This window comes from Mycobacterium sp. SMC-13 (assembly GCF_045311035.1).
GTDB lineage: Bacteria > Actinomycetota > Actinomycetes > Mycobacteriales > Mycobacteriaceae > Mycobacterium.
Genome location: NZ_JBJIAI010000005.1, coordinates 90,011 through 112,705 on the forward strand (window position 1 = coordinate 90,011; position 22,695 = coordinate 112,705).

Below are 22,695 nucleotides of genomic sequence, written 5' to 3' on the forward strand. Positions count from 1 at the left end.
GCTGCACACCGCCGTGCGCGCCGCGGCCGCCCGGCATCCGCATCTGGTGGCGAGCTTCCACTCGAGGTTCGGCCAGCCGGTCCAGGTCATCCCGGCCGAGCCCGAAATCGGCTGGCAGTACCTGGAACTCGACAGCGACGCGCAGGTGCCACAGCTCCGCGCAGCCGAGCGTGCCGCGGTGTGCGACCTCGGTGCCGGGCCGGTCTTCCGCGCCGCGCTGATCCGGGTCGCACCCGACCGGTACCGGTTCGTGCTGACAAACCACCACATCGTGCTCGACGGCTGGTCGATGCCGATCCTGCTGGCGGAGATCTTCGCGAGCTACCACGGTCACCGGCTCCCGCCGGCCACGCCGTACCGCAACTACGTCAGCTGGCTGACCGATCGGGACCACGACGCGGCCACCGCCGCATGGGGCGAACTGCTCCGCGGCCTCGATACGCCCACCTTGGTCGGACCCGCTGGTCGCACGGAATCGGGGCCTCGCGGCGTCGAGACCGTCACGCTCCCGGCGGAAATCGCCACGGCGGCCGCCGAATTGGCACGCGCCCGGCACACCACCGTCAACACCGTGCTGCAGGCCGCGTACGCCCAGCTCCTGTGCTGGCTCACCGGCAGCCATGACGTGGTGTTCGGCACCACGGTCTCCGGCCGGCCCGCGGAGGTCGCCGGCGTCGAATCGATGGTGGGCCTGTTCATCAACACCGTGCCGGTGCGCGCCAACCTCACCGCGACCACCACGGCCGCCGCGCTGCTCGACCAGCTGCAGGGTGGGTACAACGACACGTTGGAGCATCAGTACCTGGCGCTGGGTGACATTCACCGCATCACCGGTCAGGACCAGCTGTTCGACACGCTGTTCGCGTTCGAGAACTACCCCGTCGACACCGCGGCCCTGTCCAGCGATGCCGAGCTGGCCGTCACCGATGTGGCGACCCACGAATCCACGCACTACCCGCTGACCGTGCAGGCGCAACCGGGCCGCGAGCTGACCATTCGCGTCGAGTACGACACGACGGTCTTCGGCACGGCCGACATCGCGGCGACGGTCGAGCGGCTGCAGACGGTGCTGGCGGCCATGGCCGCCGATCCGGACCGGCCGCTGTCGACGATCGACGCCCTCGGGCCGGACGAGCGGGCCACGGTGGATCGGTGGAGCGGGCGCGCCGTCCTGACCGAACCCGTTGCCGGGCAGACGGTTCCGGAACTGTTCGCCGCGCAGGTGGCTCGCACCCCCGATGCGGTGGCCCTGACCTACCAGGACTCGGCCTGGACGTACCGGGAGCTGAACGACACCGCGGACCGGTTGGCTCACGCGTTGGCGGCCCGCGGCGCGGGCCCGGGACAGACCGTGGCCCTGATGTTCCCCCGCTCGGCCGACGCGGTCATCGCGATCCTGGCGGTGCTCAAGACCGGCGCGGGCTACCTGCCGATCGACCCCGCACTGCCCACGGAACGCGTCGAGTTCATGGTCGCCGACGCGGCGCCGGTGCTGCTGTTCACCACCCCGGAACTGATCGCCGAGATGTCGGGACTGGGTGTACCCGTGCTGGACGTCGCCACCGTCGCGGAACAGCAGAACGGCTCTGCCACAGTGGTTTCGGGACCGCGCCCCGACGACATCGCGCACATCATCTACACCTCCGGAACCACCGGGCAGCCCAAGGGCGTCGCCGTCACGCACCGCAACGTGACGCAGCTCTACGCCGGGCTGGACCTCGGCTTCGACCTGGGTCCGGAACAGGTGTGGGCGCAGTTCCATTCGTACTCGTTCGACTTCTCGGTGTGGGAGATCTGGGCGGCCCTGCTGCACGGCGGGCGCCTCGTGGTGGTCTCCGACGCGGTGGTCCGGTCGCCGGATGAGTTCCACGCCTTGCTCGTTCGCGAGGGCGTCACCGTGCTGGCGCAGACACCGTCGGCGGTCAGTCTGCTGTCGCCGCAGGGTCTGGAGTCGATGGCCCTGCTGATCGGTGCCGAGGCCTGCCCGCCGGAACTGGTGGACCGGTGGGCGCCGGGGCGCGTGATGCTCAACGTCTACGGCCCGACCGAGACCACCATGTGGGTCTCCAAGAGCACGCCGCTGACCCCGGGATCCGGTGCGCCGCCGATCGGTTCGCCGGTCCCGGGCGCCGCGCTGTTCGTGCTCGACGAGTGGCTGCGGCCGGTGCGGCCGGGCGCGATCGGCGAACTCTACGTGGCGGGCCGCGGCGTCGGGGTCGGCTACTGGGGCCGATCCGCCTTGACCGCAACACGTTTCATGGCGTGCCCGTTCGGCGCGCCCGGAACACGCATGTACCGGACGGGCGACCTGGCGAGCTGGGGTCCCGACGGGCAGCTGCGCTACCTCGGCCGCGCCGACGAACAGGTCAAGATCCGCGGCCATCGCATCGAACTGGGTGAAGTGCGGTCTGCTCTGGCGGCGGTGGCCGGCGTCGAGCAGGCGGTGGTGGTCACCCGCGAGGATGCAGCCGGTGGCAAGCGTCTGGTCGGCTACGTCGTCGGGTCGGTGAATCCGGCCGAGGTGCGTGCCGCGCTGGCGCAGCGCCTGCCCGGCTATATGGTGCCGGCGGCCGTTCTCGGCCTGGCCGAACTTCCCGTCACGGTCAACGGCAAGCTCGACACCCGCGCGCTGCCGGAACCGGAATACGTTGCGGGCGTGTACCGCGCGCCGGGCAGCCTCACCGAGGAGATCCTGGCCGGCGTCTACGCGCAGGTGCTCGGCATCGAACGGGTGGGCGTCGACGATTCGTTCTTCGACCTCGGTGGCGATTCGCTGTCGACGATGCGGCTGGTCGCGGCCATCAACTCCGCACTGGACGTCGACCTCCCGGTCCGCACGGTCTTCGAGGCACCCACCGTCGCCCAGCTGGCGCCGCGGATCGTCGCCGGCGAGCGTGGCCTGCAGCCGCTGACCGTGGCGGCGCGGCCCGACGTGGTGCCGCTGTCGTTCGCGCAGAACCGGTTGTGGCTCGTCGACCAGGTGCAGGGGCCTTCTCCGGTCTACAACATGGCGACGGCCCTGCGGATCGAAGGCGCACTGAACGTCGAGGCCCTCGGCGCCGCGCTGGCCGATGTCGTCGGCCGGCACGAGAGCCTGCGCACGCTGCTCACCGCACCCGACGGCACACCCCAGCAGGTCGTGATTCCCGCGGCGCGCGCCGACTTCGGCTGGAACGTCGTCGACGCCACGCAGTGGTCGGCGAGCCGGCTGCACGACGCTCTCGAGGCCACCGCGCGGAGCACCTTCGACCTGGCCGTCGATATCCCGTTGCGGGCGAAACTCTTCCGCATCGCGGACGACGAACACGTCCTGGTGGCCGTGGTGCATCACATCGCCGCCGACGGTTGGTCGCTGCGCCCGCTGGTCGCGGATCTGGGACTGGCCTACGCCAGCCGGTGCGCCGGGCAGGCGCCCGACTGGGCACCGCTGCCGGTGCAGTACATCGACTACACCCTCTGGCAGCGCGCACAGTTCGGCCGTCTCGACGACCGTGGCAGCCGGGTGGCGGCGCAGCTGGCGTACTGGGAGGACGCGCTCGCCGGCCTGCCCGAGCGCGTGCAGCTGCCGACCGACCGGCCCTACCCGTTGGTCGCCGACATGGCCGGCGCGACGGTCGCCGTGCAGTGGCCCGCCGAGTTGCAGGAACAGGTGGCCCGGCTGGCCCGGGAGCACAATGCCACGACCTTCATGGTCGTGCAGGCCGCCTTGCTGGCGCTGCTCGCCAAGGTCAGCGCGAATGCCGATGTCGCCGTGGGCTTCCCGATCGCCGGACGACGCGATCCCGCACTCGATGACCTGGTCGGTTTCTTCGTCAACACCCTCGTGCTGCGCGCTGACCTGACCGGCGACCCGACATTCGCCGACCTGCTGAACCAGGTCCGCAGCCGCAGCCTGGAGGCCTTCGAGCACCAGGACGTGCCGTTCGAGCTGTTGGTGGAGCGGCTGAATCCGGCGCGCAGCCTCACCCACCATCCGCTGGTACAGGTCATGTTGTCGTGGCAGAACTTCACCGGCCTGACCGACCCCGCCGCCGGTTCCGGGTTGAAGGGCGTGGACGTCACGTCGATCCCGCTGGGCACCCAGTCCGCCCGCATGGACCTGACCTTCTCGCTGTCCGAACGCTGGACGGCCACCGGCGCGCCCGCCGGCATCGGCGGCGAGGTGGAGTTCCGCACCGACGTGTTCGACGCCGAAACCGTTGCCGCGCTGGTCAACCGGATGGAATTGCTGCTGGCGGCGATGACCGCTGAGCCGCAGCGGGCGCTGTCGTCGGTGAGTCTGGTCGACGCCGCCGAACAGGTCCGACTCGACGAGCTCGGGCACCGTGCGGTGCTGACCGCGCCGGCCGGGGCAGCGGGCTCCATCCCGGAGTTGTTCGCCGCGCAGGTGGCCCGCACCCCGGACGCGGGGGCGCTCACCTGGCAGAACCGGACCCTGACCTACGCGGAACTGGACGCGGCGGCGAATCGGTTGGCACACCGGCTGATCGGCCTCGGTGCCGGTCCGGGGCAGACGGTGGCACTGCTGTTCCACCGGTCTGCCGACGCGATCGTCGCGATCCTCGCGGTGCTCAAGACGGGGGCGGCGTACCTGCCGATCGATCCCGCCCTGCCGTCGGCGCGCATCGAGTTCATGCTGGGCGACGCCGCACCGGTCGCCGCCGTCACCACCGGCGATCTGGCCGAGCGATTGGCCGGATTCGACCGGCCGGTCCTCGACGTCGCCGCCGCCGACATCGAAAACCAGCCCGCCACAATGCCTCCGGCACCCAGCCTGGGTGACATCGCGTACCTGATCTACACCTCAGGCACCACCGGCGTGCCCAAGGGCGTTGCCATCACACACCGCAACGTCGTGGGTCTGCTCGGTGAGCTGAAAGACCAACTGCCGACGGCACGCGTGTGGAGCCAGTGGCATTCACTGGCCTTCGACGTCTCGGTGTGGGAGATCTTCGGGGCCCTGCTGCACGGCGGTCGCCTCGTCGTGGTGTCCGAGACGGTGGCCCGCTCACCGGAGGAACTGCACGAGCTGCTGGTCGCCGAGGGCGTCACGATGCTGACGCAAACCCCCTCCGCCGCAATGATGTTGTCGCCGGCGGGGCTCGAGTCGACGTCGCTGGTGGTCGCGGGCGAGGCCTGCCCGCCCGAGCTCGTCGATCGCTGGGCCACCGACAGTGCCCGAGCGGGCCGCGTCATGCTCAACGCCTACGGCCCGACCGAGGCCACCATCTACGCCGCGGTGAGCGCACCGCTCACCGCGGGTTCGCCTGTCGCGCCGATCGGCACGCCGGTGTCGGGCGCGGCGGCCTTCGTCCTGGACGAGCGGTTGCGCCCCGTGCCGGTCGGCGTGGTCGGCGAGTTGTACGTCGCCGGCTCGGGCGTCGCGGCCGGATACGTGCGGCGCGGCGGGCTGACCGCGTCGCGCTTCGTGGCGTGCCCGTTCGGCGCGCCGGGACAACGCATGTACCGCACCGGTGACCTCGTGCGGTGGGGCGCCGATGGTCAGCTGCAATACCTGGGGCGGGCCGACGAACAGGTCAAGATTCGTGGCTACCGCATCGAACTGGGTGACGTGCAAACGGCCTTGGCCGGTCTCGACGGCGTCCGCCAGGCCGCGGTGATCGTGCGCGAGGACCGCCCCGGCGACAAGCGCCTCGTCGGCTACATCACCGGCACCGCCGACCCGGCCGAGGCGCGGACCGCGGTGGCCAAACATCTTCCGGCGTACATGGTTCCAGCGGCCGTGGTCGCGATGGCGACGCTGCCGCTGACCCCGAACGGCAAGCTGGACCGCCGCGCGCTCCCGGCCCCGACGTACGGCAACGCCGACCAGTACCGGGCGCCGCGAACCCCGGTCGAGGAGACGCTGGCCGCGGTCTACGCCGACGTCCTCGGCATCGAGCGGGTCGGCGTGGACGATTCGTTCTTCGAACTGGGCGGCGACAGCATCATGTCGATGCAGGTGGTGGCCCGGGCCCGCGCGGCCGGTCTGAGCTGCCGGCCGCGCGACGTCTTCGTCGAGCAGACAGTGGCGCGCCTGGCCCTGGTGGTCGAAACCGTCGGCGACACCGCCGATGTCGCCGACGCGGGAGTCGGCCCGGTGACCGCCACACCGATCATGCGATGGCTGGCAGGCGTGGACGGGCCGACGGATCAGTTCAACCAGACCATGGTGGTGCAGGCCCCGGCGGGCGTCACCGAGGCCGACATCGCAATCCTGTTGCAGGCCTTGGTCGACCGGCACGCCATGCTACGGCTGCGGGCCGACGCCGACTGGTCGCTGCAGGTGCCCGACGCGGGCGCCGTCGATGCCAGGGAGTGCCTGCACACGGTTGACGAGCTGACCGAAGACGCGGTCATCGCGGCACGGTCGCGGCTGAATCCGGCGGCCGGCGTGATGCTCAGCGCGCTGTGGGTGGCACCGGCGCGTCAGCTCGTGCTGATCATCCACCACCTCGCGGTGGACGGCGTGTCATGGCGAATCCTGTTGGAGGACTTGAACGTCGCGTGGCTGCAGTCCCGCGCGGGGCAGCCCGTCGAACTGCCGGCGAGCGGCACGTCGTTCCAGCGCTGGGCGCAGGTCCTCGTCGAACACGCGGCGGCGCCCGAGGTTGTTGCGCAGGCCGGGGCGTGGCGGGAGGCGGCGGCGACGCCGGCACTGTTGCCCGCCGTGCAGCCGGAGCGGGACACCTTCGCCACGGCCGGGCAGCTCTCGGTGACGCTGGATGACGTCGACACCGTGCAGACGCTGCTGCGGGAGGCGCCGGCGGCGTTCCATGCCGGCATCAACGACGTCCTGCTGATCGGGTTCGCCCTGGCGATAGCCGAATTCGCCGGTAGCAGCCGCACCATCGGCATCGACGTGGAAGGCCACGGCCGGCACGACGAGATCACCGAGAACGTCGATCTGTCGCGCACCGTCGGCTGGTTCACCACCAAGTACCCGGTGGCCGTCACGGTCGGGGAGCTGTCCTGGAGCCAGGTGACGTCCGGCGAGGCCGCCCTGGGCGCGGTGCTCAAGGACGCCAAGGAGCAGCTGCGCGCACTGCCGGACGGCCTGACCTATGGCCTGCTGCGCTACCTCAACGACGACATCGACCTCGAAACCGCCGACCCGGCAATCGGATTCAACTATCTGGGCCGACTCGGTGGTGGGTCCGAGCTGTCCGACGAACTGTGGCAGGTCGGCAGGGACGGCGCGGCGGCGGCCGAGGTCACCGGTCTGGCGACCGCGGTACCGATGCCGCTGATGCACACCCTCGAGCTCAACGCCGGCACCGTGGACACCGAGGCCGGCCCGCAGCTGCACGCCAACTGGACGTGGGCACCGTCGGCGCTCGACGGCGACCAGGTCGAGCGGCTCAGCCGGTTGTGGTTCGACGCGCTGACCGGCATCTGCGCCCTCGTGCGTGCCGGCGGCGGTGGGCTGACCCCGTCGGACATCGCACCGGCCGCACTGAGCCAGCAGCAGATCGACGAGCTGGAGCGTGAACACGCGATCGCCGACATCCTGCCGGTGACGCCGCTACAGCAGGGCCTGCTCTTCCACGCCGCACAGACCGGCGCCGACGCCGATCTGTATGCGGTGCAACTGGATCTGACGCTGGCCGGACCGCTCGACGCGCAGCGGCTCCGCGACGCCGTGCAGACGGTGGTGCAGCGGCACCCGAACATCGCGGCCCGCTTCTACGCCGGCCTCGAGGTACAGGTCATCCCGGCGGCACCCGACGTCGCGTGGCGGGTGCTGGACGCAACCGACGACGAGGTCACGCACATCTGCGCCGCCGAACGCGCCGCGGTATGCGACCTCGGCGACCAGCCGCCCTTCCGGGTTGCGTTGATCCGCACCGGCGAACACCGGCACCGGCTGGTGCTCACCAACCACCACGTCGTGATGGACGGCTGGTCACTGCCGGTCCTGCTGCGCGAGATCTTCGCGGGCTATCACGGCTACCGGCTGCCCGCCGCGGTGCCCTACCGCCGCTTCGTCACCTGGCTCGCCGACCGGGACCTCGATGCCGCGCGCACCGCCTGGGCGGAGGTGCTGGTCGGTGTCGACACCCCGACACTGGTTGCCGCACAGACCGCGTCGGGTGGCCGTGGCATGAGATCCGCTGCGCTGTCAGCAGAAACCACACGTGCCGTCGCAGAGCTGGCGCGGGCCCGTCACACCACCGTGAACGTCGTCCTGCAGGCTGCCTACGCGCAGCTGCTCATGCAGCTGACGGGCCGGCACGACGTGGTGTTCGGAACCGCGGTGTCGGGCCGCCCGACCGACGTGGCCGGCGCGGACGAGATGGTCGGCCTGATGATCAACACCGTCCCGGTGCGGGCCACCGCGACCGCGTCCACCACCGCGGCCGAACTGCTCGACCAGATGCAGGATGCGCACAACCGGACGCTCGATCACCAGCACCTGTCACTCGCCGAGATGCACCGGATCGCCGGCCAGGACCGGCTTTTCGACACGCTGTTCGCGTATGAGAACTACCCGCTGGGCGCCGCCGCGTCAGGCGGCGTCGGGGACCTGACCATCACCGAGTTCAGCAGTCATGAGCAGAACCACTATCCGTTGACGGTGCAGGCCATGCCGGGTGACGAACTCGGCCTGCGCCTCGAGTACGACACCGCGGTGTTCGAGGCGGCCGGCATCGACCGGCTCGTGGAGCGGTTCGAACGCGTGCTGCTCGCGATGACCACCGCGCCCACCGGGCGGCTCGCGTCGGTGAATCTGCTTGCTGCCGAAGAGCGTTCGCAGCTGGACCGCATCGGCAACCGTGCCGCCACAGCCGGGGCGCCGGCATCGATTCCGGAACTCTTCGCCGCGCAGGCCGACCGCACCCCGGAGGCTGTCGCGCTCACCGGACCGGACCGCGCGCTGACCTACCGCGATCTCGACGAGGCTGCGAATCGGTTGGCGCACCAACTGATCGACGCAGGCGCCGGCCCAGGGCGGACCGTGGCACTGCTGTTCCCCCGGTCGGTCGACGCCGTGGTGGGGATCCTCGCGGTCCTCAAGGCCGGGGCGGCGTACCTGCCGATCGATCCGGCTCTGCCGGCGGAGCGGCTCGCGTTCCTGCTGTCCGATGCGACGCCGAGCGTCGCGGTCACGACCGCAGACCTGGCCGGCCGGCTCGGCGCGTTCGACGGCCCGGTCATCGTCGACGCTGCCACCGAAAACTCTCCTGCCACAAGGCTTCCGGACCCCGACCCCGACAGCGTCGCCTACCTGATCTACACCTCCGGTACCACCGGCTTGCCCAAGGGTGTGGCGGTGACGCACCGCAACGTGGCGCGGCAATTCGCGACACCGCTCGCGGGTCTGCCCGCCGATCCGGTGTGGACGCAGTGCCATTCGTACGCGTTCGACTTCTCGGTGTGGGAGCTGTGGGCCGCGCTGCTGCACGGCGGCCGTCTGGTGATCGTGCCCGAGTCGGTGACCGCGAGCCCCGACGAGTTCCAGCGACTGCTCGCCGCCGAGCACGTCAACGTCCTCACCCAGACCCCTTCCGCGGCAGGCGCTTTGGTGCCAGGCGCGCTGGCGCCGCTGGCCCTGCTGGTCGGCGGCGAGGCGTGCCCCGCCGAGCTGGTCGACCGCTGGACGTCGTGCGGGCACACCATGATCAACGCCTACGGCCCCACCGAGACCACGGTGTACGCCGCCATGACCGAACCGCTCACGGCGGCAACGGGTCCGGTGCCGATCGGCACACCGGTGCCCGGCACGGCGTTGTTCGTGCTGGACGGCTGGTTGCGTCCCGTTCCCGCGGGTGTCGTCGGTGAGCTGTACGTCGCAGGTGACGGCGTGAGCGTCGGCTACGCCGGTCGCCCGGGGCTGACCGCCGGCCGGTTCGTGGCCTGCCCCTTCGGCGCACCCGGACAACGTATGTACCGCACCGGGGACCTGGTGCGCTGGGATGCCGATGGGCGGCTGCACTACGTCGGCCGGGCCGACGAGCAGGTCAAGATTCGTGGCTTCCGCATCGAACTGGGCGAAGTGCAAACGGTTTTGGCGCGCCTCGACGGTGTGGACCAGGCGGCCGTGGTCGCCCGCGAGGACCGCACCGGCGACAAGCGTCTGGTCGGCTACCTCACCGGCACCGCCGATCCCGCGACAGTGCGTACACAGCTCGCCGACCTGCTGCCGGCCCACGCGGTCCCGGCCGCCATCATCGTGCTGCCGGCACTGCCGGTCACGGTCAACGGCAAGCTCGACGTCCGCGCGCTGCCGGCACCCGAATACCGCGCGGGCGCCTACCTGGCTCCGCGTAACGCCACCGAGGCGGCGCTGGCCGCCGTCTACGGCCGCGTCCTCGGCGTCGAACGCGTCGGCGTGGACGAGTCGTTCTTCGATCTCGGCGGCGACAGCATCTCGGCGATGCGCCTCGTCGCGGCTGTTCGTGCCGACCTCGGCATCGAGCTGTCGGTGGCCACCGTGTTCGAGGCGCCGACGGTGCAGGCGCTCGGCGAGCGGCTGACGGCGGAGGGCGCGGCCACACCGGACATCGCGCCGGTCCAGGTGCTCAAGACCGGTACGGGCGTCCCACTGTTCTGCCTGCCCGCCGTCAGCGGTATCAGCTGGCCGTACCAGGTGCTCGGCGGCTACGTCGACGGTCCGATCATCGGCATCCAGCAACCGGCCACGGACGCACCGGGATCGCTGCGCGAGATGGCGGCGACGTACGCCGGCCGGATTCAGGCCGAGCAGCCGTCGGGCCCGTACCACCTGCTGGGCTGGTCGTTCGGCGGTGTCGTCGCGCATGCCGTCGCGGTCGAGCTGCAGCGGCGCGGCGCTGCCGTCGCCCGGCTGGTGCTGCTCGACGCCGAGCCGAGCCTGCGCGTCACGAACCAGGCGGTCGACCGGGACCAGCTGGCCGGCATCGTCGACGACGGCCTGCTGGACCTGCTGGTCCGCAACTTCGACACCAACGTCGCGCTGTACCGGGAACACGAAGCCGGCCGGTTCGACGGTGACGTCGTAGTGGTCGCGGCGGCCGCGGATGACGACGGTCGCGGCGCGTTCCTCGCGCAGAGCTGGCGCCCGCACGTCGCCGGCACTGTCACGGTGCACGAGGTGCGGCGCGGGCACCATGAGATGCTGGCCGTCGAAGCGCTTGCCGAGTACGGCAGGTATCTGGGCGGTGAGGCAACGTGAAGGCTCGGTCGGGCAAGGGTGTGTTCGCCGGGGCTTTCGAGCTGCTGGCGCGATTGGTGCTACGCCGGCCATGGGCGGTGATCGGCGCCTGGCTGCTGCTCGTCGTGGCGCTGTCGGTGGCCGTGCCGCCGCTGATGAAGCTGGCGAGCGACCGGAACCAGGAGCTGCTGCCCGCCAACTCCGCGGTGATGGCGGCGACGCGGGACATGACGACGGCGTTCCACGAACCCGGGATCCAGAACATCGCGCTGGTGGTCCTCACCGACGAGAAGGGCCTGACCAAGGCCGACGAGGACGTCTACCGCACTCTCGTCGACAGCTTGCACCGCGACACCGCCGACGTGGTGATGGTGCAGGACTTCATCTCGCAGCCGCCGATGCGAGAGGTGTTGGCCAGCAAGGACAACAAGGCGTGGTTCATCCCGGTCGGTATCCGGGGCGAGCTCGGCTCACCGGAATCCAGCGAGGCCTATAAACGTGTTGTCGGCATCGTCGACCACACCTTGAATCAAGGCACTGCCGGCTCGTCGCTCAACTATCACATGACGGGCCTGACGGCCACCGTCGCCGAACGCGAACAGCTCGGGTTGCGTGACCTGCGGGTCATCGAGACCGCCACGGTCGCCATGGTGCTGCTGATTCTCTTTGTGGTGTACCGCAATATCGTCACCATCCTGGTGCCGCTGGCGACCATCACGGTGTCGCAGGCCGCCGCGACGCAGGGCGTCGCGGCACTGGCGACGTGGGGCCTGCCCATCTCGCAGCAGACCGTAGTCTTCATGAGCGCCATGATGATCGGCGCCGGCGTGGACTACGCCGTCTTCCTGATCAGCCGCTACCACGAATACCTCAGGCAGGGACTCGATTCCGACGAGGCCGTCGCCCGGGCGCTGACGGCCATCGGCAAGGTGATCGCGGCGTCGGCGGCCACCGTCGCGGTGACGTTCCTGGGCATGAGTTTCACCAGCCTGAAAGTCTTCTCGACCACCGGTCCGGCGCTGGCGGTCACCATCGCGGTGGCGTTCCTGTCGTCGATCACGCTGTTGCCGGCGATCCTGACGCTCGTCGGACGGCGTGGTTGGGCCCGGCCCCGCAAGGAACTGACGAGCCGCTTCTGGCACCGGTCGGGCATCAACATCGTGCGGCGGCCGGTGGTTCATCTGGTCGGCAGCCTGGTGGTGCTGATCGCGCTGGCCGCGGGGGTGGCCTGGCTGCACACCAGCTACGACGCCCGCACCGCACTGCCGGCGTCCGCCGAGAGCAACATCGGCATGGCCGCCATCGAGCGGCATTTCCCGGCGAGTGTGACGGCGCCGCAATACCTTTTCGTCCAGTCGCCGCACGACCTGCGGACGACCAAGGGGCTCGCCGACCTCGAGCAGATGGCGCAACGGGTCGCGCAGCTGCCCGACATCGCCGCCGTCCGCGGCGTCACCCGGCCCACCGGTGCCCCGCTGGAGCAGGCGACGCTGAGTTTCCAGGCCGGCGAGATCGGCAACAAACTCGCCGAGGCCACCAACAAGATCAATGGCAGCGTCGACCAGCGGCAGGCGCTGGTCGGCGGGGCCGGCAAGCTCGCCGACAGCCTGGCGACCGTACGTACCCAGCTGACCAAGACCATGGGCGTGCTCGACAACCTGAACAAGAGCATGGCCAGCATCAAGGACCAGCTGGAAAGCTCGCAGGAGTTCCAGGACGCACAGCGGCAGATGGATGCCGTACGCAATTCCGGCGACGTGCCGAACATCCCGCCGCGGTCGGGCACCCAGAACTTCCAGGACATGGTCGCCATGGCCGATGCGCTGCTGCAGCAGCGCAAGGACAACCCCGGCTGTGATGCGGACCCGGATTGCACAGGACAGCGTGACCAGCTGCAGCGGCTCTCGGACGGGCTGCACAAGATGCAGCCCTCGCTGGACTCGGCGGCCAAAGCCCTTCGCTCCCTTGGCGGGGCCGGCGGCAGTGGTGCGGCCGGTGGTTCGGGCGGCATGAAGCAGAACATGGCCGCCCTGCAGGAGGGCGCCAACGCCCTGGCCGAGGGCAGCCGCAAGATCGCGGAGGGACTGCGTGTCCTCGACGACCAGACCAAGCAACTCGGCGAAGGCCTCTCGCACGCGTCGGCATTCCTGCTGGCGATGAAGCTGCACGCGTCCGAGCCGGGCGCCGCGGGCTTCTACATCTCGCCGGAAATCCTGGGCAACGACAAATTCAAGGACCTGGCGCGGGTTTTCATGTCGCCCGACGGGCATTCGGCGCGGTACCTCGTCGAGTCCAAGCTCAACCCGTACGACACCAAGGCCATGGACCAAGTCAAGGCGATCCTCGCCGCCGCGCAAGGCGCACAAGCCAATACGTCGCTGGCCGACGCCAAGATCGCGATGTCGGGCATGACGCCGTACTACGCGGAACTGCGCGACTACTTCAACAAGGACCTGCGGTACATCGTGCTGATGACCGTCATCGTGGTCTTCCTGATCCTGGTGCTGTTGCTGCGGGCCGTCGTCGCGCCGCTGTATCTCGTTGGCACCGTGATCCTCTCGTGCCTGTCGTCGCTCGGCATCGGCGTCATCGTGCTGCAGATCCTCGGCGGTCAGCCGATGGCGGCGAGCACCCCGGGCATGGCCTTCATCGTGCTGGTGGCAGTCGGCGCCGACTACAACATGCTGCTGATCTCCCGGATCCGCGACGAATCCCCGAACGGCATCCGCTCGGGCGTCATCCGCACCGTGCGGAGCACCGGCAGTGTGATCACCTCGGCCGGAATGATCTTCGCCGCACCGATGTTCGCCATGCTGTTCAGCAGCATCGGCTCGATGGTGCAGGGCGGCTTCATCATCGGCGTAGGCCTGCTGATCGACACCCTGATCGTCCGCACCGTCACCGTGCCGGCGCTGGCCGTACTGGTCGGCAAGTACAACTGGTGGCCGTCGCGAGCCAAGCGGAACCCGGCGCCCGCCCTGAGCTAGCGTGGGGGCATGGCCGATCTGCTCGCGCTGACGCCCACGTTGTACCGACTGCGGATCCCAGGCGAGCGGGCACATCTGCTCAACTGCTACCTGCGCCTCGACGCCGACGGCGTGACGCTCATCGACACCGGCTGGCCCGACAGTGCCGCGCTGATCGCCGACGCCCTCGCCGCGCTGCAGCGCCGGCCCGCCGACGTGAAACGTATTGTGCTGACGCACTTTCACGAGGACCACTGCGGAGCCGCCGCCGAGATCGCCGGCTGGTCAGGCGCTGAAGTCATTGCCGGAGAGCCTGATTCGTCGTACATCACGGGTGACGACGCCGGTCCGATACCGGTGCTGACCGACGCCGAGCGAACGCTGCGGCCGGATTTCGACGCCGCACCGCACGGTCCGGCCTGTCGCGTCGACCGCACCGTGACCGACGGCGACGTCCTCGACTTCGGTGGCGGCGCCCGCGTCATCGCCGTCCCGGGTCACACGCCGGGCAGTATCGCGCTGTACCTGCCGGACGACGATGCCGTGCTCACCGGCGACGCCGTCGCGGAGGTGAACGGTCAAGTGGCCGTGGGTGTCTTCAACACCGACCGGCCCGCCGCGGTCCGGGCCGCCGGCATCATCGCGGCGACCGGCGCCCGCATCGCCGGGTTCGGCCACGGTGAGGCGATCGTCGGCGACGCCGCGGCCCGCATCGCCGCCGCCGTCGACCTGTTCGCCTGAGTCAGGCCGTGACGGTGAGCTCGACGCGGCCGTCGGTGCCGAGGGTCTCGCGTTCGGCCAGTGCGGAGGTCTTGGCGACGAGCCGGACCCGGTCGGCGCGGAACAGATCCTCGGAGTATTCGAACGGCCGCCCGCCCGCATCCGAGGCGACACGCGTCATCGCCAGCAGGGGAGTGCGCGTCGGGATTTCGAGCCAGGACGCTTCACGGGGATTGGCGCTGACGACCTCGATGCTCTCGACCGAGGTGACCGGCCGCAGGTCGTAGCGGACGGCCAGGATGTCGTAGAGCGACCCGCCGAGAGGTTGCTCGAGCAGGTCCGGCACGAGGTCGGCGGGGAAGTGCGCGCAGTCGACCGACAGCGGGAAGCCGTCGGCGTAGCGCAGGCGCTGGATGACGACGAGTTCGGTGTCGGGCTCGATGCCCAGGCGTTGCGCCTCGATGGCCGTGGCGCCGCGCAGGGCCGTCGACAGCACCCGGCTGCGGGTCGTGGAATGACCGCCCTGCTTCAGCCGATTCGGCAGGCCCGACAGCTCGGCGACGTTGCGTTCCACGAGCACGGTCTTGATGAACGTGCCGCCCGCACGGCCGCTGCGCCGCTCCAGGATGCCGGCGCGGCTCAGCGGAACCAGGGCGCTGCGCAGCGTCGCCCGCGAGACGGAGAACTGCTCGGCCATCTCGCGTTCGGAACCGAGACGGTCACCGGGACGGAGCGTTCCGGCGTCGAGCATGCTGACGATGCGGCGCCGCACATCCTCGGCTACCGGGCCACCCTCGGACTCGTCCATGTCGTTCACCGTACCGACCTGGTGTCACCCGGCGACGGCGTCCAGGGATTCCGGCAGGATTTGCCCGCCGTCGACGACGATGGACTGGCCGGTGAGGTAGCGGGCCTCGTCGCTGGCGAGGAACGCGGCGACGTGGCCGATGTCTTCGGGAGTGCCCAGCGTTCCGGCGGGGATGGAGCGGGCCATGCCGGCGATGTAGTCCTCGCCCATCTCCTGCAGCCCCTCGGTGAGGATGTTGCCGGGCAGGATGGCGTTGACGGTGATGCGCTTGGGCGCGAGTTCGATTGCCGCGGTGCGCATGAAGCCCAGCTGTGCGGCCTTGGATGCGCCGTAGTGCGACCAGCCGGGGAAGCCCGTCACCGGACCGGTGATCGACGAGGTGAGGATGACACGGCCGGCGCCGCTGCGGGTGAGCGCCTCGAGACAGGCCTGCACGCTGTAGACGGTGCCCTTGACGTTGACGTCGAGCACGGTGGCGAGATCGTCGGGTGTCATGGTGGCCAGCGGTGCCTCGGGGAAGATGCCGGCATTGGCGCACAGAACGTCGATGCCGCCGAAGGCGTCGACGGCAGCCTCGGCCATCGCCTGGCAGGACCGGGGATCGGCCACGTCGACCGCGACCCCGATGATCTTGCCGGACCCGAGCCCGTCCAGGCCGGAGACGGCGGTGTCGAGGTCGTGCAGTGAGCGGGCCGCCACGGCGACATTGGCGCCCGCGGTGGCGAAGACCGCGGCGATGCCGTAACCGATGCCCTTGGTGGCGCCGGTGACGATGACGTTCTTGTTGGTGAGATCGAACATGGTGCGCGGTGTCCTGTCAGTGGGAGAGAGTGGGAGCGGTCGCGGGCACATCAACCCGGAACCACGATGGGTCGGTGAGGTAGGCCTGCGCCAATTGTGCTGTGCCGGAGGCGTATCGGTGCCCGAGGGTCTGTGCCGGTCCGGATTCGGGATGGCTGCCGATCCAGGCTGTGAGCATCAGGCGGCGCAGCATGACGAAGGTGGGGATCTCCGCGAGGTCGGCAGCGGGGATGTCGCGGACGGTGCGGTAGCCGGCGAGCCATTCGTCGATGATGCGGGCGGCGTCCGGGGTGTCCTCGACGAACGACACCACCGCGCCCAGGTCGGCGAGGTACCACGACCAGCCGCAGTCGTCGAAGTCGATGACGGTGATCTTGCCCTTGTGCACCATCAGGTTCGACATCCGCAGGTCGGCGTGGACCAGCCCGAAGCGGTCGGGGCCCATGCCGTAGTCGGTGAGGCGTTCGATGACCTTGCGCTCGGCCTCCTCGATGACGGCGGCATCGCCGGCCGACAGGGCCGGCGCGTCCCGCCAGTCACCCCACCGGCCGGCGGCGCCGAGCATGGTGTCGAGGTCCCACCGGAAGCGTGTGAAAGCCTCCGGTCGCTGCCAGCGCTGGACGTGGTCGTGCAGCGTCGCCGTGATCGCGCCCAACTCGCTGAAGCTGATGTCCGAGGCGTCGTCCTCGGCGATGGTGCCTTCCACGAACGTGAACAGGTCGACGAGACAGCTCTGGTCGCCGATGCGGGCCTCCACCACGCGGCGCCCGTCGGGGGCGGGAATCACCTGCGGTGTCGTGATCGCGGAGTCGCGGCGCAGGCTCTCCATCCAGTCGAGTTCGGATTCGATGGCGGCCAGCGAGTGGTAGCCGGGCCGGTGCACGCGCAGGACCTGGCGTTCGGTCCCCGATTCCACCAGGAAGGTGCCGTTCTCCGAGTAGCTCAGCAGCGTCACGGTTGCCGAATCGAGCCCATAGTGCGGGAGCGCAGCGCGCGCGAAGCGTTCGTAGTCGGTGGCGGCCATGTCGCTCATTGTGGCTCTCCTGAACTGGCGGTGTGGGCACGGTCACTATTTGGTCTGGTCAGTTGTAGCGCACTTTGGCTCGAAAGTGAACCAAAACCGAAAATTGGTAACGACGGCTTTACGGGCCGGAAATATGGCGCGATTTCGGCATGACGCACAGGAAGTGTGCAGGTAGTTCGGGTATTGACCACGTCGGGGCGGTCTGGTACCAATAGCCCTGTGCCGATGGCGTGGGGGTCCATTGGTCCATCGGATTAGCTGAAGTGCCGCTCGATAGAGCAGACCAAATAAACCCAAAACCGGCCAGCGTGGCCCGGACCCATCTCCCATCAGATCGGATCGGTCAGCACCCATGAGTGAAATCGACGACCACCCACGAACCGCCCCGCTGACACCGGCACCGCCCGACAGCGGCTCCGGCGTGCAGCGCCTCAAACCCAATGCCGTCGGCTTGATCGGCGTGCTGTTCATGGCGGTGGCCACCGCCGCCCCGATCACCGCGATGGTCGGCAACGTCCCGATCGCCGTCGGGTCCGGTAACGGCGCCGCCGCTCCTGCCGGGTACCTCATCGCCACCATCGTGCTGGGTCTCTTCGCTGTCGGATATGCGGCGATGTCGAAGCACATCACCGCCACGGGTGCGTTCTACGGCTACATCTCGCACGGACTCGGGCGGGTGCTCGGTCTGTCGGCCGGCTTCCTGACGGTCCTGGCGTACGTGGTTTTCGAGGCGTCCCTGGTCGGCATTTTCTCGTTCTTCTCACGGGATCTGTTCGCCTCACTGTTCAACGTGCATCTGCCGTGGCTGCTGTTCGCCGTGGTGATGATCGTCGCCAATGCGGTACTCACCTACTTCGATGTCAACTTGGCCGCGAAAGTGCTTGGCGGACTGCTGATCACCGAGATCGTGATGTTGACGCTGATGGCGGGTTCGGTGGTCGTCAGCGGCGGTGGCCCGGAAGGCTGGTCGCTGTCATCTCTCAACCCGATCAACGGGCTGAAGGGGCTCGACGCCGTCGTCCCGAACGTCAGCGGCGCGGGCACCATGGCCGTGGCCGGCTCCGCCGGGATCGGCTTGTTCTTCGCCTTCTGGTCCTGGGTGGGATTCGAGTCCAGTGCCATGTACGGCGAAGAGTCCAAGAACCCCAAGAAGATCATCCCCGTCGCGATCATGTCGTCGGTGCTCGGCATCGGGGCGTTCTACATCGTGGTGTCGTGGCTGGCGATCGTGGGCACCGGCCCCAGCAAATCCATTGCGCTGGCGCAGGATACGAACACCGCCGGGGAAATCTTCTTCACCCCGGTGCGCGAGCACCTCGGTGGCTGGGCCGTGACCATGTTCCAGATCCTGCTCACCACCGGCTCGTACGCGTGCGGCATGGCCTTCCACAACTGCGCTGCCCGCTACATCTACGCGCTCGGCCGGGAAGACATCCTCCCCGGAACCGCGAAAACCATTGGCCGTACCCACCACATCCACGGATCCCCGCACTTCGCGGGCTTTGTGCAGACGGCCATCACCCTGGTGATCGTGCTGTGGTTCGCGGTCTCCGGTCGCGATCCCTACAGCGGGCTCTACGGCCTTGCCGCGCTGCTGGGCACATCCGCCATTCTCATCGTGCAGGCGATGGCTGCGTTCTCGGTGGTCTCGTACTTCCATGTGCGCAAGCAACATCCGGAGACCACGCACTGGTTCCGCACCTTGGTCGCCCCCGGGCTCGGCGGCATCGGCATGCTGTACGTCATCTACCTGCTGATCAAGAACGCCTCGTTCGCGGCGGGTACGGCCAAGGACGACATCGTCTTCGATTCGATTCCCTGGGTCGTCGGTGGCACCGCCATCGCCGGAATCGTTGTCGCCCTGGTACTTCGGGCCCGGTCCCCGCAGCGCTACGACCGATTGGGGCGCGTCGTGCTCGACGAAGAACGTTGACGCCGTAGGCGTCATCCAGCATCCGCCGTCACCTCGTCACACCGCGCCGATCGCTTTCTACCGCAAGGACAACGAACATGGCTTTCTCCACAATCATGGACTCCAACAGCTACACCGGAGGGGAAGATCTCGACCCCACCACCGATGCCATGGTCGAGAAGCGGCGATCGACGCTGGGTCCGTCCTATCGGCTCTTCTACAACCGGCCCGTCCACCTGGTCAAAGGCTCGGGCGCCCATCTCTATGACGCCGACGGCAACAAGTACCTCGACGCCTACAACAACGTGGCCAGCGTCGGGCACTGCAACCCGCGGGTCATCGAGGCCGTCACCCGGCAGATGTCCGAGCTCAACACCCACACCCGATACCTGCACGGCGGCATCCTCGAGTACTCCGAGAAGCTGCTGGCCACGTTCCCGGCGGAGATCTCGTCGATCATGTACACCTGCACGGGATCCGAGGCCAACGACCTGGCCGTCCGGGTCGCCGAACAGTACAGCGGCGGCACCGGGGTCATCGTCACCGAAGAGGCGTACCACGGCAACAGTGCGCTGATCTCGGCGATGTCACCGTCGCTGGGCGTCGGTGTACCACTGGGCGCCAATGTCCGCACCGTGCCGGCGCCGGACTCGTACCGCATCGACCCGGCGGTGCTGGGCCAGTGGTTCGCCGACCAGGTCAGCGCCGCGATCTCCGATCTGGAGCGGCACGGCCACAAGTTCAGCGCGCTGCTGCTGGATTCGATCTTCTCCTCCGACGGTATCTACGTCGATCCATCGGTGCTGGCGCCGGCTGTCGAGGTCGTCCACCGCGCCGGCGGCGTGTTCATCGCCGACGAGGTGCAGCCGGGCTTCTCGCGGACCGGCGAGGCGATGTGGGGTTTCCAGCGGCACGGCGTGGTGCCCGACCTGGTGACGATGGGCAAGCCCATGGGCAACGGCATTCCCGTCGCGGCGATGGCCGCCCGCCCGGAGATTCTCGACGCCTTCGCGCAGGAGACGCCCTACTTCAACACCTTTGGCGGCAACCCCGTCTCGATGGCCGCGGCGCAGGCCGTCCTCGACGTCATCCAGGGCGACGGTCTGGCCGCGCACGCCGCCGAGGTCGGTGACCAACTGCGCGCCGAACTGCGCGCGCTGGCCAAGGACTACCCCTTCGTCGGCGACGTCCGCGGCGCCGGCCTGTACACCGGCGTCGAGATCGTCACCGACCCCGACAGCAAGGAACACGACCGCGGACAGGCGCAGCGCATCGTCGACATGATGCGCGATAACCGCGTTCTGATCTCTGTGTGCGGCGGACATGGCAACATCCTCAAAGTGCGCCCACCTCTTGTCTTCTCGATGTCGGACCTGGACTGGTTCATGACGGTGTTCTCGGCTGTCGCCAAGGAACTCGCGTGAGCGCCTATCGCGAGGCGTTCGAGGCCGCAGCGGAGCGGCCCGACGAATTCTGGCTGACGGCCGCGCAGGCCATCGACTGGACCGTCGCGCCGACCCGCGCACTCGACGATTCCGCGGCGCCGCATTACCGCTGGTTTCCCGACGGTCGGCTCAACACCTGCTACAACGCCCTCGACCGGCACGTCGAGGCCGGTGACGGCGACCGCACCGCGCTGATCTACGACTCCGCGATGGTCGGCGTGCAGCAGTCCTTCACGTACGCCGAACTGCTCGACCGGGTGGCGCGCTTCGCCGGAGTGCTTGCCGCACAAGGCGTCACCAAGGGCGACCGCGTCGTGATCTACATGCCGATGATCCCCGAAGCGGTTGTCGCCATGCTGGCCTGCGCCCGCATCGGCGCCGTCCACTCGGTGGTGTTCGGTGGGTTCGCGGCGAACGAACTCGCGGCCCGCATCGACGACGCACAGCCGGTGGCGCTGCTGACCGCCTCCGGCGGTCTGGAACCGGGTCGCACCGTCGAATACCTGCCCGTCGTCGCCAAGGCGCTGACGCTGACCAGCGCCGCGCCGGCCACGGTGATCGTCAAGAACCGCGGCGAGATCGCGGGGGCGGCCGCCGACTATCCGGGCTACCTCGATTGGGACACGTTGGCCGCAGGTGCCGAGCCCGCCGCTCCGGTGCCGGTGGCCGCCACCGACCCGCTCTACATCCTGTACACCTCCGGCACGACCGGGCGGCCCAAGGGCGTCGTCCGCGACAACGGTGGGCACGCCGTCGCGCTGGCCTGGTCGATGAAGAACGTCTACGACATCGGTGCCGGCCAGGTGATGTGGACGGCCTCGGACATCGGGTGGGTCGTCGGCAGCTCGTACATCGTGTACGGGCCGCTGATCGCCGGCGCCACCACCGTGCTCTACGAAGGCAAGCCCGTCGGCACCCCCGATGCCGGCGCGTTCTGGCGGGTCATCGAGCAACATCGCGTGGCGGCGCTGTTCACCGCGCCGACCGCGCTGCGTGCCATCCGTAAAGCCGACCCCGACGCGTCATTGCTTGCGGGCCATGACATTTCGACACTGCACACGCTTTTCGTCGCCGGGGAGCGGCTGGACCCCGACACCTATGAATGGGCCTCGGAGAAGTTGCACTGCCCCGTCGTCGACCACTGGTGGCAGACCGAAACCGGCTGGGCCATCTGCGCGAACCTGCGCGGGCTCGAACCCATGCCCATCAAAGCCGGATCCCCGACCGTGCCGGTACCCGGCTACCGCGTCAGCATCGTCGACGCGTCGGGCAATCCGGTCGGGTCCGGCGTCGAGGGCAACATCGTCATCAAGCTGCCGCTGCCGCCCGGAACCCTGGCCGGACTGTGGCAGAACGACAAGGGCTACGTGCAGTCGTACCTGTCGGCGTTCCCCGGCTACTACCTCACCGGTGACTTCGGCTACGTCGACGACGACGGCTACCTCACCGTGCTGGGCCGCACCGACGACGTGATCAACGTTGCGGGGCACCGGCTTTCGACAGGGAGCATCGAAGCCGTCATCGCCGGCCACCGGGCCGTCGCCGAGTGCGCCGTCATCGGTGTCCACGACGACCTCAAGGGGCAGCGGCCCAGCGGCTACGTCGTGCTCAAGGCCGGGGCGGACATCGACGGCGGGGTGCTGCAACAGGAACTCGCGGCGATGGTGCGGGACCAGATCGGTGCCGTCGCCACCTTCCGTGACGTCACCGTCGTGGGCGCGCTGCCCAAGACCCGCTCGGGCAAGATCCTGCGAAAGACCATGCGGCAGATCGCCGAAGGCACCGACTACGTCGTCCCGTCCACCATCGAGGACAGCTCGGTGATCGACGCGCTGATCCCGGTGCTGCGCCCCAGCTAGCACTCCGCCGCGCCCGGTAAGTTGGC

The 22,695-nt window shown here is 69.2% G+C and carries 9 protein-coding genes (1 of these 9 running past the window's edge); 6 read left to right on the top strand and 3 right to left on the bottom strand.

The window, feature by feature from the left end:
* The 3 genes in view from ACJH6I_RS09510 to ACJH6I_RS09520 are tightly spaced (at most 9 nt apart) and all read left to right on the top strand, a layout consistent with a single transcriptional unit that may run on beyond the window.
* Window positions 1-11,155, top strand: partial view of a non-ribosomal peptide synthase/polyketide synthase gene (locus tag ACJH6I_RS09510; protein WP_406784010.1) — the end only. The gene continues 19,790 nt to the left of window position 1, outside the view; only the last 11,155 of its 30,945 coding nucleotides appear in the window; its start codon lies off the left edge, out of view; it ends in the stop codon at window positions 11,153-11,155.
* Complete coding sequence (locus ACJH6I_RS09515; RefSeq protein WP_234789564.1) at window positions 11,152-14,121, top strand: RND family transporter; 2,970 nt, start codon at window positions 11,152-11,154, stop codon at window positions 14,119-14,121. Before ACJH6I_RS09510 ends, ACJH6I_RS09515 begins: the two co-directional genes overlap by 4 nt.
* Before the next feature lie 9 nt (window positions 14,122-14,130).
* Window positions 14,131-14,841 (top strand): MBL fold metallo-hydrolase, encoded by a 711-nt coding sequence (locus ACJH6I_RS09520; RefSeq protein WP_406784011.1) that lies wholly within the window; start codon window positions 14,131-14,133, stop codon window positions 14,839-14,841.
* 1 nt (window position 14,842) lies between these two features.
* Here ACJH6I_RS09520 and ACJH6I_RS09525 read toward each other — a convergent pair whose 3' ends face one another.
* From ACJH6I_RS09525 to ACJH6I_RS09535, 3 genes are read right to left on the bottom strand one after another with little or no spacing between them, the layout of a single operon-like run.
* Window positions 14,843-15,628 carry a GntR family transcriptional regulator gene (locus ACJH6I_RS09525; protein WP_212807384.1) on the bottom strand — a complete coding sequence of 262 codons (786 nt, stop codon included), beginning with the start codon at window positions 15,626-15,628 and terminating at the stop codon, window positions 14,843-14,845.
* 24 nt (window positions 15,629-15,652) lie between these two features.
* Window positions 15,653-16,429, bottom strand: a complete 777-nt coding sequence (gene fabG, locus ACJH6I_RS09530) for a 3-oxoacyl-ACP reductase FabG (protein WP_406774034.1) — start codon at window positions 16,427-16,429, stop codon at window positions 15,653-15,655.
* A 16-nt stretch (window positions 16,430-16,445) separates the two neighbouring features.
* The gene (locus ACJH6I_RS09535; protein WP_406784012.1) at window positions 16,446-17,462 is read right to left on the bottom strand and encodes a phosphotransferase enzyme family protein; all 1,017 of its coding nucleotides are present in this window, start codon (window positions 17,460-17,462) and stop codon (window positions 16,446-16,448) included.
* Window positions 17,463-17,805: 343 nt separating this feature from the next.
* Between ACJH6I_RS09535 and ACJH6I_RS09540 the strand changes: the two genes are divergently transcribed.
* The 3 genes from ACJH6I_RS09540 to ACJH6I_RS09550 all read left to right on the top strand — a co-directional run bounded on the left by ACJH6I_RS09540 (window position 17,806) and on the right by ACJH6I_RS09550 (window position 22,669).
* On the top strand, window positions 17,806-19,386 hold the full coding sequence (locus tag ACJH6I_RS09540; protein WP_406784013.1) for an APC family permease: 1,581 nt from the start codon (window positions 17,806-17,808) through the stop codon (window positions 19,384-19,386).
* A 77-nt stretch (window positions 19,387-19,463) separates the two neighbouring features.
* The gene (locus ACJH6I_RS09545) at window positions 19,464-20,789 is read left to right on the top strand and encodes an aspartate aminotransferase family protein (protein ID WP_406784014.1); all 1,326 of its coding nucleotides are present in this window, start codon (window positions 19,464-19,466) and stop codon (window positions 20,787-20,789) included.
* The gene (locus ACJH6I_RS09550; RefSeq protein ID WP_406784015.1) at window positions 20,786-22,669 is read left to right on the top strand and encodes a propionyl-CoA synthetase; all 1,884 of its coding nucleotides are present in this window, start codon (window positions 20,786-20,788) and stop codon (window positions 22,667-22,669) included. Before ACJH6I_RS09545 ends, ACJH6I_RS09550 begins: the two co-directional genes overlap by 4 nt.
* The last annotated feature ends 26 nt before the right edge of the window (window positions 22,670-22,695 follow it).

What these genes read in the sequence shown, in the direction of transcription:
- ACJH6I_RS09545 (WP_406784014.1), top strand. Translation starts at nt 19,464, where the DNA reads ATGGCTTTCTCCACAATCATGGACTCCAACAGCTACACCGGAGGGGAA.
- fabG (WP_406774034.1), bottom strand. Translation starts at nt 16,429, where the DNA reads ATGTTCGATCTCACCAACAAGAACGTCATCGTCACCGGCGCCACCAAG.
- ACJH6I_RS09520 (WP_406784011.1), top strand. Translation starts at nt 14,131, where the DNA reads ATGGCCGATCTGCTCGCGCTGACGCCCACGTTGTACCGACTGCGGATC.
- ACJH6I_RS09535 (WP_406784012.1), bottom strand. Translation starts at nt 17,462, where the DNA reads ATGAGCGACATGGCCGCCACCGACTACGAACGCTTCGCGCGCGCTGCG.
- ACJH6I_RS09525 (WP_212807384.1), bottom strand. Translation starts at nt 15,628, where the DNA reads ATGGACGAGTCCGAGGGTGGCCCGGTAGCCGAGGATGTGCGGCGCCGC.
- ACJH6I_RS09540 (WP_406784013.1), top strand. Translation starts at nt 17,806, where the DNA reads ATGAGTGAAATCGACGACCACCCACGAACCGCCCCGCTGACACCGGCA.